Genomic DNA, 15,224 nt, shown 5'->3' with positions numbered 1-15,224 from the left:
CTGGCTCACCTCCAGGGGAGCAGCAAAGAACGGTGCCATTCGTAGAAAACGGGAAGTACGGAGCGCAGCACGCGGAAGGCCGATATTCCACCGCGCACCGTGCCGATGCGTACGAGTTCATGTTCTGGAGCGTCCACGACCACCCGGACGGCCGCAACCGGACGGATCCCGGCGCGCCGGGCCACCCGGAGGGTCGCGGCGGATTCCATGTCCACCGCGACCGCACCGGCGGCATGCAGCGCGGCCCGCTCCGCACCGCGTACGACGTGGTCGGAGCCGCGCAGCAGCCCGGTGTGCACGGTCAGCCCCCGCTGCCGCAGCGCCCGGAGCAGCGGGCCGTTGTCGTGACAGAGCGTTTCCGGCGCATCCGCGTGGTGATCGCGGGTGGCCTCGGCGACGACCACGTCCCCGGGGCGCATCCCGGGCGCGAGGCCGGCGCAGAAACCACTGGCGACGACGGGGGAACGTTCGGTGACCGCGCCCGCACTCAGCGCATGGGCGAGGGCGCGTTCGGCCGCCTGGGGGCCCATGCCGGTACGGAGCGTGACCAACTGCGGACCGTCCCCGCGCGCCGCTCCCCCGCGGTCACCGCCGCGCAGCGCGAACCGCTCGATGCCGAGCGCACAGGCGACCAGCAGGGGCGGGTCCGCGTCCGCCGGGGGACGTGGCATCAGGCCCTCACCGGCAGGCCGGCCGGTCCCCCGCCCAGGTAGCGTCCCAGGGCGGTCAGCGGGAAGACCTGGCGGTAGAGGTGATAGTTGATGGAGAAGTCCCAGGGGAAGCCCGTGCCGGTGAAGTACGGCTCGTCCCAGGACCCGTCCTCGCGCTGGGTCGCGGTCAGCCAGCGCACTCCGCGCCGTACCGCCGCACTGTCCCGTTCCCCGGCCGCGAGCAGCGCCATCAGCGCCCAGGCGGTCTGGGAGGCGGTCGAGGCGCCGTGCCCGGCCCACTTCTCCTTGTCCTGGTAGGAGCGCTGGTCCTCGCCCCAGCCGCCGTCGTCGTTCTGCACCTGCTCCAGCCAGCGCACCGCCCGGCGCACCGCGGGGTGCGAGGCGGGGATGCCCGCCGCGGCGAGCGCGGGGAGCACCGAGCCCGTGCCGTAGAGGTAGTTGGTGCCCCAGCGGCCGAACCAGGCGCCGCTGGGCTCCTGTTCGGCCAGCAGCCAGGCGATGCCGCGGCGGGTGCGCGGGTCGTGGGTACGGCCGACATCGGCCAGCATCTCGACGACATGGGCGGTGACATCGGCCGACGGCGGGTCGATGACCTCCCCGAAGTCACAGAACGGCAGCCGGTTGGGGAACGGGCTGGTGTTGTCGACGTCGAAGGCGCCCCAGCCCCCGCCCTTGGACTGCATCCCGAAGATCCAGCGCACCGCGCGGTCCACCGCGGCGTCGACCCGCTGCGGGTCGGGGTGCTCGACCCGGCGCAGCGCGAGCACCACCTCGGCGGTGTCGTCGATGTCCGGATAGTTGTCGTTCTCGAACTCGAACGCCCAGCCACCGGAGGGGAGTTGGGGCCGCTTCACGCTCCAGTCGCCGGGCCGGCGGATCTGCTCGGCGAGCAGCCAGTCGACGGCCTTGAGCAGCCGCGGGTGGCCGGCGGGCAGCCCGGCGTCGGCGAGCGCGATGGTGGCCAGGCAGGTGTCCCAGAGCGGGGACTGGCAGGCCTCGATCATCCGGGTGGGGCCGCCACCCTGGCCGTCAGGCCCGGCGGGACCGCCACCCTGGCCGTCAGGCCCGGCGGGACCGCCACCCTGGCCGTCAGGCCCGGCGGGACCGCCCTCGCGCCACACGGCGAAGCGGTCGAGAGAGGCCAGGCCGGCGCGCAGCACGGGGTGGTCGAGGTCGTAGCCGAGGAGGTGCAGGGCGATGACGGAGTAGACGGCGGGGGGCTGGATGCCGCCCCAGCAGCCGTCGTTCTCCTGCCGCTCGATGATCCAGCGGGCGGCGGAGCGCATCGCGGCGCCGCGCAGCCTGCGCAGGGCGACCTTGCGGTAGAGGTGCAGCGCCTTGTCCAGGCGCTGGAAGAGCCCGTCCCAGCTGGTGGCGGGGGCGAGCGGCCGCGGCGGGTTGGGCCGTTGCGGGTCGGTGTGCAGCTCGTCGAGGGCGAACGGCGCCGGGCGCACCGGGCGCTTCGCCGAGACGATCGTCAGCGGCACGATGGTCTGCCGCGCCCAGCATCCGAAGTCATAGATGTTGAGCGGGAACCACGCGGGGAAATAGATCAGCTCCGGCGGGAGTTGGGGCAGGTCGTCCCACTTCCACCAGCCGAAGAGGGCCAGCCAGATGCGGGTGAAGACCCGGGCCGCGGCGACTCCGCCCTGTTCGCGTACCCATGCGGAGGCCTTGGCCAGGTGCGGAGCGTCCGGGGCGTCGCCGGCGAGGCGCAGGGCGACATAGGCCTCGATGGTGGTGGAGAGTTCACCGGGCCCGCCGTGGAAGGTGGCCCAGGTGCCGTCCGCGCGCTGCTCGCCGCGGATGTGACGGGCCGCGGCCTCGGTGAGCTCCGGGTCCTGGATGCCCAGGAATTGACGGAGCAGCAGATCTTCGGCGTCCATCGTGACGTTGGTCTCGAGGTCGCCCTTCCACCATCCGGTGGGGTCCTGCACGGAGAGCAGATAGTCCGTGGCGCGGGCGGTCGCACGCCGGGCGGCGTCCGCCGTGTCCGTGGCTGCGGCGGTGCGCGTGGGTGGAGCGGTTCCGGCTGTCTCAGCGGTGGCGTCGCTGGCCGAGGGGGCCCGGGGCGGCAGCGCCCCGGTGCTTCCGTCGGTCGTCGCTGTCATGGCTTCCCCTTCTGCAGTGAACTGTGCAAAGCGTGCTCAGGGATTCCGTCGGCCGGCGCCTGGCTGGCGCCGGCCGGCGACTGCGATCTATTCGGTGTCGCTGGTGCTCATCTCTCCCGGACAACGACGAAGTCCGCGAGTGCGACGAGCTGTGCGCGGACCTTTTCCGGCATCTCGATCTCGTTCAGGGCGGCAATGGCGGTGGCGTGCTGGCGGCGCGCCTCCTGGGAGGTCCACTCGCGGCCGCCGGCCTCCTCGATGAGGGCCGCGCGGGAGGCGAACTCCTCCTCGGTGAAGTCGGCGATCTCGGTCTCGCTCTTCTTCGCGTCCTCGGCGAGGATCCGGGCAAGCCGCTCGGCGGCCGGGCCTTCGGCGGCCAGCGCGGCGACGACCGGCAGCGACTTCTTGCGCTGGCGCAGGTCGCTCCAGGGCCGCTTGCCGGTGGCGTCCGGGTCGCCCCAGATGCCGAGCAGATCGTCCACGGCCTGGAAGGCGAGGCCGAGGTGGTAGCCGTACCGCTCCAGGGTGTCGGCGGTGCGGTCGTCGGCGCCGCCCAGCACCGCACCGATGGAGACGGCACAGGCCAGCAGTGCGCCGGTCTTGTTGCCCTCCATCTCCAGGCACTCCTCGACGGTGACCCGCTCGCGGTGCTCGTAGGAGATGTCCTGGGCCTGACCGTCGATCAGCTTGCGGGAGGCCTGGGTGAGCCGGCGGGTGGCCCGGCCGGCGTCGACCGTGCCGAGCTCCAGCAGTATTTCGTTGGCGAGGGCGAACAGCGCGTCACCGACGAGGATGGCCTGTGCGGGACCGTGCACCTTCCAGACGGTGTCGCGGTGCCTGCGCTGCTCGTCGCCGTCCATGAGGTCGTCGTGCAACAGCGAGAAGTTGTGCACCAGCTCGACGGCGACCGCGCCGGGGATACCGGTCTCGGGGGCCGCGCCGGCGGCCTCGGCCGACAGCAGGGCGAGCGCGGGCCGTACGGCCTTGCCGCTGTCGCCCGTGGTGGGGCGGCCCTCGGCGTCGATCCATCCGAAGTGGTAGGCGGCGACGGTGTCCATGGGAGGAGCGAGCCGGTCCACGGCGGCACGCAGCACGGGAGTGGCGAGTGTCCGCCCGCGCTCCAGCAGCGCGGTGACGCTCTCGGTGTCGATAGCTGGGGAAGCCGGATTCACGGTTTCTCCTCTGTTTCCGGTGCTCGTGCTCGTGGGAGCGCTCGTACGCGTCGTCATGCCGCCTCCTGAGGCAACTGGCCCTGAGGGAAGCCGAGTTCGCTGAGTGCCTCGCGAGCGGCGGCAGTGCCGCTGCGCACAGCGCTTTCCATGGTCGCGGGCCACCCGGTGGCGGTCCACGCACCGGCCAGGAACAGGCCGGGGGCTTGGGTGCGGGCGGCGGGGCGGAGCCTGCCGACGCCCGGGGCGGGCGCAAAGGTCGCGGTGCGCTCGCGGGTGACGAAGAAGTCGTGGATCCTGGCGCCGCGGGCGGCGGGCAGCAGCCGCTCCAGCTCGGGCAGGTAACGGGCGCGGAGCTTGGCGACCGGCTGGTCGATCTCCTCCTGCGCCGCGGACTGCGAGACCGCCAGATACTGGCTGCGCTCCTGGCCGGGAAGGCCCGTCAGCCCCGAGGCATCGGTGCGGTCGAAGACCCACTGGACCGGGGAGCCGAGCGCGGCGAAGAAGGGGCGGCGCAGCACCTTGCGGTCGTAGACGACATGGAGGTTGAGGATGGGGGCCGTGCCGATGTCCAGCAGCCGGTCCTTGGCGTCCAGCGCCGCGTCGGGCAGCAGGGCGTGTGCCTCGCGCTGCGGTACGGCGAGGACGACGGTGTCGGCGGTCAGCTGCTCGCTGTCGTGCGGCCCCTTCTCCACCGTGACCTGCCAGCCGTCATCGCGGCGGGCGAGGGCCCCGGCGCGGGTGCGCAGGGCGATGCGGACACCGGCCTTCTCCAGGGCCGTGCGGGCCAGGTCGTCGTGGACGTCGCCGAGCGGGACCCGGGCCCAGCCGATGTCGGCGGCACCGGGAGCGGAGAGCAGTCCGGTCTTGAAGACCTTGGCGGCCAGGCCCATCGAGGCGTCCCCGGCAGGGGCGTTGAGGGTCGCGATGCCGACCAGGTCCCACAGCGCCTCGACGGCGCGGGCGGACTGGCCGTGGCGGCGCAGCCAGCTGCCGAAGTCCTGCCGGTCCAGGGCGGGGTCGGCCGGGTCGAGGCCCTTCAGCGCGAGGGTGGCGCGGACGACCGCGGCGCGCTCGGCGGGCGAGAGGTGCGGGTAGCCGGCCAGGCTCGCGGCGAGGTGCAGCGGTACGGGGAGCGCCGTGCGGCGCAGCCGGCCGAGCCGCATCCGGTCGGCGTCGAGGACGGGTACGTCCATCCGGTCCTGCAGGGGCACCAGGTGCGCGGCGCCGAGCCGTTCCAGCAGCCGGCTGTAGGCGGTGCAGCAGCGCAGGAAGACATGCTGGCCGTTGTCGACGGTCAGCTCCCCGGCGCCGGACTCGCGGCGGAAGGAGAAGACCAGTCCGCCGAGCCGGGGCCGGCCCTCGACCAGGGTGACCCGCAGCCCCGCGTCGGCCAGCGCGAGCGCCGCCGTGGTGCCCGCGAGCCCGCCGCCGATCACCACCGCCGCCGCCCCTGCGGGACGGCCGGACGGCAGGTCGTGCCGCAGGCCGGGCCGCCTGGCTCCCGATGTCATGTGGTCTCCCCCCGTGCTGCTGTGAGGGACGCAGCCTGCCCGGGGAGGGTTGCCCGCCGCAGTGAAGCGGGATCACCGCTGTCGTTCGCCGCCCGGCGCATCATCCGCGCCTCCGCACGGACTCCCGCCGGCCGATCGCCCGCGCGTCGAGCCCGGAGAGCCCGCGCACCGCGACGAAGGCCTTCTCCCTGCCGGGCAGCGAGACCCGGCCGCGCAGCACCGCCTCGGGGTCGGCGGCGATCCGGGTCAGCAGCCGGTGGTAGATGCCGGCCATCGCGGCCACGCAGGCGCCGCTGCGCCGGTCGAGCATCGGCAGCAGCCGGAACCCCTCGGCGAACAGCGCGCGGGCACGTTTCACCTCGAAGTGCACCAGGCCGGTGAAGTCGGAGCCGGGCGGCGGCACGGGCCCCTCGAAGCCCGCCGCGCAGCCGAACTTGGCAAGGTCCTCGGCGGGGAGGTACGTACGGCCGTTCCCGGCGTCCTCGCGAACGTCCCGGAGAATGTTGGTGAGTTGCAGGGCCAGGCCGAGGGTGTCGGCGTACTCGAAGGCGCGCTCGGCGTCCGGCGCGCCCGGGACGGTGCCGAACACGCCCAGCGAGAGCCGGCCGATGGCGCCGGCGACGCAGCGGCAGTAATCCCGCAGCTCGTCCCAGGTCTCGTAGGTCTCGCCGCGCACATCCATCAGCACGCCGTCGATCAGCTCGTCGAGCCCTTCCAGCGGCAGCGGGAAGCGGCGGGCTGCGTCGGACAGCGCGACGGCCACCGGGTCGGTGTCGTCCTCGTCGATCCGGCCGTCCTTGATGCGCGCCAGCACCGCCCGGGTGTCCTCCAGGCGGCGTTGCTTGTCGGTGGGTTCCAGGGTGCCGTCGCCGATGTCGTCGACCCGGCGGGAGAAGGCGTAGAGCGCCGACATGGCCTGCCGCTTGTCGGCCGGCAGCAGCCGGATGCCATAGGCGAAGTTCCGTGCCTGCTGCCCGGTGACGGCCTCACAGTAGCGGTACGCAGCGAGCACCGGCGCGGACGCGTGTGCGGTTGCCTCCACGGTCCGACTCACCCCTCTCTTCGCAATGTCGCCCCTACCTCGCGCAGCAGGCTGAGCTTGGTCGGCTTGGGCGGTCCAGGGAGTACGTCGTAATCGGCGGCCGCGACCGCCTGGAGTGCAGCGCGTCCGCCGGCCACGAAACCGGCCAGCAGCAGCTTGAGTCTGCCGTGGACGCTACCCACCAGCGGGGTGCCTTCACGCAGCAGCTCACGGGCGCGTTCGGCCTCGTAAGCGATCAGCGCGCGCACCGATGCGCCCCCGCTCGGCGCGGCCAGATCGGCCTCGTCGACACCGAAGCGCTTCCTGTCCTCGGCCGGCAGGTAGATGCGGTCGCGCCCCAGGTCCTCGGCCACGTCCTGGATGTGTTCGACGATCTGGAGGGCGGTGCAGACCGCGTCGGAGTGGCGGATGCGTTCGGGGCTCGCGGTGCCGGTGAGGGCGAGGACGAGGCGGCCGACGGGGTTGGCGGAGAGCTCGCAGTAGGCGGCCAGGTCGCCGTAGGTGCCGTAGCGGCTCACCCGCTGGTCCTGCCGGTTGGCCTCGATGAGATCGAGGAACGGCCCCGGGGTCAGCCCACAGCGGCGGACGGTCGGGCCGAGGCGGCGCAACAGCGGATGCCCGGGGCCGGGGGCGCGGTCACTGAAGACGCGGCGCAGGTCCGCCTCGAGGGCGTCCAGCAGCGCGGGCCGGTCGTCGTACTGTGCGCGGTCGAGCCCGAGGAGTACGGCATCGCCGCCGCCGGGTGCGAGATCGCCGTCACCGATGTCGTCGACGAGCCGGGCGAAGCCGTAGACGGCCATCAGATCGGTCCGCCAGGCACGGGGCAGAAAGAACGGTGCGACGGGGAAGTTCTCGTGTGCGGCCTGTTCGAGCACGGTGCGCGTCTGCTCCCGTCCGTCACCTGCCGCCCCCCTCCGGAGGAAGGCGCGACGCGCCTGCTCGTCGTCTCGGCTCACCGGGGACTGCCCGGCGCATTCCGGTGCCGGAGCGAACCAGTAGCCATTGCCGTCACGTCTCCCGTTCTACACCGCCAAGCCAAAACATCCCATTTCGGACACGCCGCACTCGACGCCACGCCCTGATCGAGCCCGCTTCACCCGCTTGGGCGAGCATTGCCCGACATATCCCACTTGTGCCGTTCGGCACCCGTACAGCTTACGCCGTACACCTCACCCGCGTCCGAGGGGGTACCGAAGCCCGGGGCAACCATCCCGTCAACATCCATTACGCCCGAACTGTTCCAGGTGTCAACGGAGTTGACCTTTTCGTCACGCTCGAAGGCCCCCGCGAGGCGGACTCACGGAGGCCTTCGGGTGCGGGACGGACTATTTGCCCGTCTCCTTTTCGTACGCCTTGATCACTTCGTCCGTCGGGCCGTCCATCAGCAGCTCGCCGCGCTCCAGCCACAGGGTCCGGTCGCAGGTGTCGCGGATGGACTTGTTGTTGTGGCTGACGAGGAAGACGGTGCCGGCCTCCTTGCGCAGTTCGCGGATGCGGGCCTCGGAGCGCTTCTGGAAGCTGCGGTCGCCGGTGGCCAGGGCCTCGTCGATCATCAGCACGTCGTGGTCCTTGGCCGCGGCGATGGAGAACCGCAGCCGGGCCGCCATCCCGGAGGAGTAGGTGCGCATCGGCAGCGAGATGAAGTCGCCCTTCTCGTTGATGCCGGAGAAGTCGACGATGCCGTCGTAGCGCTCGCGGACCTGTTCGCGGCTCATGCCCATGGCCAGGCCGCCCAGCAGGACGTTCTTCTCGCCGGTCAGGTCGTTCATCAGGGCCGCGTTCACGCCCAGCAGCGAGGGCTGGCCGTGGGTGTAGACCTTGCCGCGCTCGGCGGGCAGCAGCCCGGCCACCGCCTTGAGCAGCGTCGACTTGCCCGAGCCGTTGGAGCCGATCAGGCCGATCGACTCGCCGCGGTAGGCGGTGAAGGAGACGCCCTTGACCGCGTGCACCTCGCGCACACCCGACGAGGGCTTGCGGCGGACGATGCGGTTCAGCGCCGCGGTGGCACTGCCCCTGCCCGCGCCGGTGCCGTAGACCCGGTAGACGATGTGCAGATCATCCGCGATCACCGTCGGGATACGGGCCTCGGCGGCCTCGGCCGGCTCGATGCCGTTCTTCTGTTCAGCCACGTCCGTACCGCTCCTCAGCCTTCCAGAAGTACACAAAGCCGACCACGCCCATCAGCAGCGCCCAGCCGCCGGCGAACGCCCACACATGCGGGGGCAGCTTCGCGGAGGTGAAGCTGTCGATCAGCGCGAAACGCATCAGGTCGATGTAGACGGCGGCCGGGTTGGCGTTGAGCAGGACCTCCACGAAGGCGGGGACGTGCTTGCCCTTCAGGATCAGGTCGATGCTGAACATCACGCCGGACGCGTACATCCACGTCCGCATGATGAAGGGCATCAGCTGCGCCAGGTCCGGCGTCTTCGCCCCCATCCGCGCCATGACCATCGCCAGGCCCGTGTTGAAGACGAACTGCAGCGTCAGCGCCGGCACGACCAGCAGCCACGACCAGGTCGGGACCTGCCCGAAGCCGAGCAGGATGATCACCAGCACGCCCATGGAGAACAGCAGCTGCTGCAGCTGCATCAGGCAGAACGAGATCGGCAGACAGGCCCGCGGGAAGTGCAGCGCCCGCACCAGACCGAGGTTGCCGGAGATCGCCCTCGTACCGGCCATCACCGAGCTCTGGGTGAAGGTGAAGATGAAGACACCGGTCACCAGGAACGGGACGAAGTCGGGGACGCCCCGGCTCGTGCCGATCAGCACACCGAAGATCAGGTAGTACACGAGCGCGTTCAGCAGCGGTGTGGCCACCTGCCAGACCTGGCCCAGCTTGGCCTGGCTGTACTGCGCCGTCAGCTTGGCGCCGGCGAACGCGGAGATGAAATGCCGCCGGTCCCACAGCTGCTGGACGTACTCCGGCAGCGAGGGACGGGCCCCGCTCTGCGAGAGCCCGTACTTCTGGGCCCGCTGGGCAGGCGTGAGCCCGTCATCGGAAGATGGCGGGGCACTCATGGCGACCGCACCGTCGTGCGTGGTCTCGCTCACAGTTGACACTTTCGTCCTCAAGGTGCGCTGCCGGGGCCACGCCCCGGTTCGCGCCTGATGCTCTCAGATATGAGCTTGTCAGATGACGGGAGGGCGGCCCAGTCGGGTCAGTCGCCAAACGGTAGCCCACTTCATGGGGCGCCTGGGACCGCTCGGGGTCGCCCAGCCCTCCTTGAAGCCGCCCAGCCAGGCCCGCAGCGCCGGTCGCGAGGGCCGGCGGGCGAGGGTGAGCAGGAACCAGACACCGAGATAGACCGGAACCAGCGCGGCGGGGAGGTTGCGCCGGGCCAGCCACACCCGGTTACGGGCCACCATCCGGTGGTAGACCGCGTGCCGGGCCGGCGCCGTCGTCGGGTGGAAGAGCACCATGTCCGACCGGTAGTCGATCTGCCAGCCGGCGTCCAGCGCCCGCCAGGCCAGGTCGGTCTCCTCGTGGGCGTAGAAGAAGTCGTCGGGCAACCCGCCGACCTCCTCGAACACCTGCGTACGGACCGCGTTGGCACCGCCGAGGAAGGTGGTGACCCGCGACGAACGCAGAGGGTCCGAGGCCCGCAGTCGCGGCACATGGCGGCGCTGGGTCTCCCCCGTGTCCGGGTCGGCGATCCGGAAGCTGATGATCCCGAGCTCGGGGTCCGCAGCGAAGGCCTCCCGGCACAGCTGTGCGGTGTCCTCCCTGGCCAGCAGCCCGTCGTCGTCCAGGAAGAGCAGGACGTCGACCTCGCTGCCGCCGGGGCCGAACGCCTCGATACCGACATTGCGGCCGGCCGGGATGCCGACGTTCTCCGGCAGCTCGACGGTCCGTACGCCCTCGGGGAGCTCGGGCAGCGGCGAACCGTTGCCGACGACCGCGATCTCGATCGGGTCGCCCTCCTGCTTGGCGACCGAGTCCAGCAGCGCGCGCAGTTCCTCGGGGCGGTTGCCCATGGTCAGGACAACCGCACCGAGCCGCATGCTCCTACCCACACCGGCTCCCGTCACTTGAGCCTGCTGGAGGCGAGGATGGACACGAGGTGCAGCAGGGTCTGCAGGAGCGCGATGCCCGCCAGCACGGCGACACCGAGCCGCGAGAAGAACAGGTCGCCCCTGACCTGGTCCAGGACCGCCAGGACCAGGATCAGCAGGGAGGCCTCGACCCCGAGGACCAGGCGGTGGAACTTCAGCGCCGCGGCCGCCTTGCGGGCCAGCGCCATACCGGACGAGCGCGGCTCGGACGCCGTCTCCTTGACCGGCAGCAGACCGCCCTGGTGACGGGCGACACCGACGAGGTCGGTCTCGGCCTTGATCAGGATGGCGCCGAGCGCGGCGAGGGTGCCGAGGAAGGCCCACAGCCAGTCGATCCGCCCGGAGCCCCACAGGTCGGCGGCGCGCAGGCCGAAGCCGACGAGCACCGCAGCGTCGCACAGGTAGGCACCGACCCGGTCCAGGTACACCCCGCCCAGGGAGAACTGCTTCTTCCAGCGGGCGACCTCGCCGTCGACACAGTCGAGCAGCAGGTAGAGCTGGACCATCAGCACGCCGAGCAGGGCCCCCGGGATCCCCGGCACCAGCAGGGCGGGGGCGGCGAGGACGCCGGCGACGGTCATCACGTAGGTCAGCTGGTTGGGCGTGATCCGCGTGTTCACCAGGTGGCGGTCGATGCGCAGCGAGAGCTCGCGCATGTAGAGCCGGCCGGCCCAGTGCTCGCCGCTCCGCCGGTCCTTCACCCCCGGGGGGTGAACGACCGGCCGGAGCTCAGCTACCGATGGCTTGTGCATAGTCGGCGTAGGCGTCCCTGATCTGGTCGGTGGACAGGTCGAGGTGTTCGAGGATGGTGTAGCGCCCGGGGCGGGTCTTGGGTGCGTACTCGACGACCTCGACGAATTCCTCGTCCGTGAAGCCGATCTCGCCCGGCGTGACCGGCAGGCCGTGCCGGCGCAGCACCTGGACCATCAGGTCACGGGTCTCCTTGTCGCCGCGCAGATGCGTGGCGAAGGCGGCGGCGAGGCCGCACTGCTCGCCGTGGCTCGCGGCGCGCTTGGGGTGGAGGATGTCGAGCGCGTGGTTGATCTCGTGGCAGGCGCCGGACGCCGGACGGCTGTCACCGGCCACCGACATCGAGATGCCGGTCAGGACCAGGCCCTCGGCCAGCACCTGGAGGAAGGCGTCGTCGCCGACCCCGCCGGGGTGCCGGAGCACGGCCTCGCCCGCCTGGCGTGCCATGGCGGCGGCCAGTCCGTCGATCGCCTCACCGGTCTCGCGGTGGGAGAGCTCCCAGTCCGCGACCGCGGAGATGTTGGAGATCGCGTCACCGATACCGGAGCGGACGAACCGGACCGGGGCCTCGCGGATGATGTCGAGGTCGATCACCACGGCGATCGGGTTCGGCACACCGTAGGAGCCACGGCCGGCGTCGTTGTCGAGGGTGGCGACCGGCGAGCACAGGCCGTCGTGCGACAGGTTCGTCGCGACGGCGACCAGGGGCAGGCCGATGCGGGCCGCGGCGAACTTGGCGCAGTCGATGATCTTGCCGCCGCCGAGGCCCACGACCGCGTCGTAGTGCCCCTTCTTCATGGCGTCGGCGAGCTTGATCGCTTCGTCCAGGGTGCCGCCGCCGACCTCGTACCACTCGGCGCCGGGCAGCGCGGGGGACAGCCGCTCGCGCAGCCGTGCCCCCGATCCGCCGCTGATCGCGATGGCGAGCTTGCCCGACGCGGAGATGCGCTGATCGGCCAGCAGGCCCGCCAGGTCGTCCAGAGCGCCGGCGTTGATGTCAACGACGACCGGGGACGGAATGAGGCGGGTCAGTACTGGCATGCGATGTCACGGCCCTTCGCCAGGTCGTCGTGGTTGTCGATCTCGACCCACTTGACGTCGCCGATCGGGGCCACGTCCACCTTGAAGCCGCGGTTGACGAGCTCCTGGTAGCCGTCCTCGTAGTAGAGGTCGGGGTCCCGCTCGAAGGTGGTCTTCAGGGCGTCGGCCAGCTCCTCTGCCGCCTCGCCCTCGATGAGGGTGACACCGATGTACTCGCCGGTCGCCTCGGCCGGGTCCATCAGCTTGGTGATCTTCTGGACGCCCTTGGCGGGGTCCACGACGACCTTCATCTCCTCGTCGGCGAGCTGCTTGACGGTGTCCAGCGCGAGGATGATCTTCTGGCCGTTGCCGCGGGCGGCGAGCAGGGTCTTCTCGACGGAGACCGGGTGCACGGTGTCGCCGTTGGCGAGGATCACGGTGTGCTTGATCGAGTCACGGCCGCACCACAGGGAGTAGGCGTTGTTCCACTCCTCGGCCTTGTCGTTGTCGATGAGGGTGAGCTTGAGGCCGTACTTCTGCTCCAGGGCCTCCTTGCGCTCGTAGACGGCTTCCTTGCGGTAGCCGACGATGATCGCGACCTCGGTCAGGCCGATCTCGGCGAAGTTACCGAGGGTCAGGTCGAGGATGGTGGTGTCCCCGTCGACCGGCACCAGGGCCTTGGGCAGGGTGTCGGTGTAGGGGCGCAGACGCCGTCCGGCGCCGGCAGCCAGCACGAGGCCGATCATGCGGGTTCTCCTTCATCGTGTACGGCGGGTGCTTGGGAGGACACCCAGAAACGGATGCTCTCGATGAGCACCAGCAGCGCCAGGGCCACAGCAAGGGCCGTCAGCGCGATTGTGAAACCTGAGGGGGACAGTGCGGCGGCAAGGACGGTGACCACAAGGATCCGTCCCTCATGTCCGCCGGTTGCCCGGACCAGCCACCGCGGCGGGGCCCCGGTGCCACCGCGGATGCGGTAGACGGTGTCGTAGTGATGGTAGGCGACCGCCGCGACCAGCCCGAACGCCGCGGGCAGCGCTCCGGGGACGTCCGCACGGGCGGCCAGGACCAGAATCGTGACGTATTCGCCGGCCCGGAAGAAGGGCGGCACGAGCCAGTCGAGGGCGCCCTTGAGCGGGCGGGACACGGCGGCACCGGCCAGCAGCGCGGAGCAGAGGGCGACGCCGACGGTGAGCCAGGACATCGGGTCGTCCTGGAAGATCACCCAGACCAGCAGCACGGCGGCCGAGAGAAACGCCATAGCGGGCGCCAGGTAGGAACCGGTCCGGCCGCGGCCGCGCGCCCCGGCGGCGATCAACTCGGCGAGCGGCCCGGAGTCGGCGAGATCGGCCAGCGCCTGGGCGGCGCGGTCGGTGCGGCGGGCCCGGCGGGTGAGCGAGCGCAGCACCCGTCCTGCCGTGGTGTAGCAGGCGGCCAGCGCACAGCCGATGAGCAGGGCGTAGAAGACGATCCGCGGGGTGGTGAGCGCGGTGAGCACCGCGATCATGGCCCAGCGCTCACCGATCGGCAGCACGATCATGCGGCGTACCCAGACCGTCCAGCCGACGCTGTCGAGCTTGCCGGAGAGCGCGGCGGTGGGGCTGGTGTTGGCGCTCGCGTCGTGGTTCGCCTCGTTGAAGGAGAAGTCGACGACGTGGCGGCAGGTCATCAGGACCATCGCGCCGAGCGCCAGCGCGCAGACATCATCCCCCCCACGGGCCGCGCCCAGGGCCAGGCCCGCGTAGTACGCGTACTCCTTGGCCCGGTCGAAGGTGGCGTCCAGCCAGGCGCCCATCGTCGAGTACTGCAGGGAGTAGCGGGCGAGCTGCCCGTCGGTGCAGTCCAGGACGAAGGAGAAGAGCAGCAGGAAGCCGGCCGCGACGAAGCCGCCGCGGGTTCCGGTGGCCGCGCAGCCCGCCGCGATCAGCGCGGTGAGCAGGGACGCGGTGGTGACCTGGTTGGGGGTCAGCCCGCGGCGCGCGCACCAGCGGGCGAGGTAGCGGGAGTACGGGCTGATGCAGTACGTGGTGAAGAACCCGTCGCGGGACTTCACGGCGGTGCGCAGCCGTACGGCCTCGTCGTCGACCGCGGCGACGGCCTCCCGGGCCTCCTCGCGCTGCGCCGGGGTGAGCGCGACAGTGGCGACCAGGCTGCCGAGCTCGACGCGGTGCACTCCGGTCACCTCGCGGTCGAGGGAATCGGTGAGGGTGTCGGTGAGGACATCCGTGAGGTGGGCGGTGCCGGCGCCGACCGGGATCCTGCCGACCGCACGGGCCAGCGCGGCGCGCGCCCCGGGCTGCGCGGTGAGCGCGCCCGGCACCGCCGCGGCGGGGAAGCGGGGGTCGGTCAGCGCGAGCCGCAGGGTGTGCAGATGGCCGACGAAACGGGGGTCGACGACGGCGACCCGCTCCTGGGCGGGCACCGCGGCAAGCAGCTCGGCGGCGGAGGCGGCATCGTCCGCAATACGGACGTCAAAGCCCAGCGTGCGCAGGTCGGCTTCGAGCGGCGACCCGGCGACCGGCGGACCGGTGAGGATGGCGGTCGACAGTCGAACTCACTCCTTGGATGCTGACAAGGCAGCACGGACGGTTCGTGATCGATCCGCATTCGATACGAACTACCCGGGCAGCGGGCGTGGCACACCTGGCGCCCGGTGGGCTGGGGTGGCACGTCGGCAGAGGCTATCGGATCGCCGGATGCGGCCGTTCACCGCGCATTCACCGCTCGATCGGGTGACCGACGGCTGCGCCTGCCGCGATCATCATGGTGGATCAGGTGGTCCATGAACAACTGGCCCGCGGACCTGGCACTCCCTCCGGTGCCGGTTATGAGAGGGCTGGTCACGGGGCGGGCGGGTTGTGCCGGGGCCGGTGTGGCGAGAGCCATCCCAGGTC

13 protein-coding genes are annotated in these 15,224 nt (G+C 71.5%); all 13 read right to left on the bottom strand.

The features are described from left to right. Positions 1-5: 5 nt before the first annotated feature. Positions 6-671, bottom strand: coding sequence for a phosphorylase family protein (locus ABR737_RS37890; protein WP_350255691.1), 666 nt, complete (start codon positions 669-671; stop codon positions 6-8). After that, entirely contained in the window at positions 671-2,782 is a 2,112-nt protein-coding gene (shc, locus tag ABR737_RS37885) for a squalene--hopene cyclase (protein ID WP_350255690.1), read from the bottom strand. The genes ABR737_RS37890 and shc overlap by 1 nt, the downstream gene beginning before the upstream one ends. Before the next feature lie 107 nt (positions 2,783-2,889). Then, the gene (locus tag ABR737_RS37880; protein WP_350255689.1) at positions 2,890-3,954 is read right to left on the bottom strand and encodes a polyprenyl synthetase family protein; all 1,065 of its coding nucleotides are present in this window, start codon (positions 3,952-3,954) and stop codon (positions 2,890-2,892) included. 53 nt (positions 3,955-4,007) lie between these two features. After that, positions 4,008-5,465, bottom strand: a complete 1,458-nt coding sequence (gene hpnE, locus ABR737_RS37875; RefSeq protein ID WP_350255688.1) for a hydroxysqualene dehydroxylase HpnE — start codon at positions 5,463-5,465, stop codon at positions 4,008-4,010. A 100-nt stretch (positions 5,466-5,565) separates the two neighbouring features. Then, positions 5,566-6,519: a presqualene diphosphate synthase HpnD gene (gene hpnD, locus ABR737_RS37870; RefSeq protein ID WP_502964438.1), complete on the bottom strand. Its 954-nt coding sequence runs from the start codon at positions 6,517-6,519 to the stop codon at positions 5,566-5,568. Then, on the bottom strand, positions 6,516-7,382 hold the full coding sequence (gene hpnC / locus ABR737_RS37865; protein WP_350257081.1) for a squalene synthase HpnC: 867 nt from the start codon (positions 7,380-7,382) through the stop codon (positions 6,516-6,518). Before hpnC ends, hpnD begins: the two co-directional genes overlap by 4 nt. A 450-nt stretch (positions 7,383-7,832) precedes the next feature. Next, positions 7,833-8,636 (bottom strand): ABC transporter ATP-binding protein, encoded by an 804-nt coding sequence (locus tag ABR737_RS37860; protein ID WP_350255686.1) that lies wholly within the window; start codon positions 8,634-8,636, stop codon positions 7,833-7,835. Then, positions 8,629-9,558, bottom strand: a complete 930-nt coding sequence (locus ABR737_RS37855) for an ABC transporter permease (protein WP_350255685.1) — start codon at positions 9,556-9,558, stop codon at positions 8,629-8,631. The genes ABR737_RS37860 and ABR737_RS37855 overlap by 8 nt, the downstream gene beginning before the upstream one ends. Before the next feature lie 78 nt (positions 9,559-9,636). Next, entirely contained in the window at positions 9,637-10,509 is an 873-nt protein-coding gene (locus tag ABR737_RS37850; RefSeq protein ID WP_350257080.1) for a glycosyltransferase family 2 protein, read from the bottom strand. 23 nt (positions 10,510-10,532) lie between these two features. Next, positions 10,533-11,312, bottom strand: a complete 780-nt coding sequence (locus ABR737_RS37845) for a CDP-alcohol phosphatidyltransferase family protein (protein WP_350255684.1) — start codon at positions 11,310-11,312, stop codon at positions 10,533-10,535. Continuing rightward, positions 11,290-12,351 (bottom strand): iron-containing alcohol dehydrogenase family protein, encoded by a 1,062-nt coding sequence (locus ABR737_RS37840; protein ID WP_350255683.1) that lies wholly within the window; start codon positions 12,349-12,351, stop codon positions 11,290-11,292. Before ABR737_RS37840 ends, ABR737_RS37845 begins: the two co-directional genes overlap by 23 nt. Beyond that, positions 12,339-13,076, bottom strand: a complete 738-nt coding sequence (locus tag ABR737_RS37835; protein WP_086720811.1) for a phosphocholine cytidylyltransferase family protein — start codon at positions 13,074-13,076, stop codon at positions 12,339-12,341. The genes ABR737_RS37840 and ABR737_RS37835 overlap by 13 nt, the downstream gene beginning before the upstream one ends. Further along, positions 13,073-14,878 (bottom strand): DUF5941 domain-containing protein, encoded by a 1,806-nt coding sequence (locus ABR737_RS37830; RefSeq protein ID WP_350257079.1) that lies wholly within the window; start codon positions 14,876-14,878, stop codon positions 13,073-13,075. Before ABR737_RS37830 ends, ABR737_RS37835 begins: the two co-directional genes overlap by 4 nt. Between the last annotated feature and the right edge of the window lie 346 nt (positions 14,879-15,224).

The organism is Streptomyces sp. Edi2 (genome assembly GCF_040253635.1).
Taxonomy (GTDB): domain Bacteria; phylum Actinomycetota; class Actinomycetes; order Streptomycetales; family Streptomycetaceae; genus Streptomyces.
The sequence above is the reverse complement of the archived record's forward strand: the minus strand, read 5'-3'. Positions and strand labels throughout refer to the sequence as shown.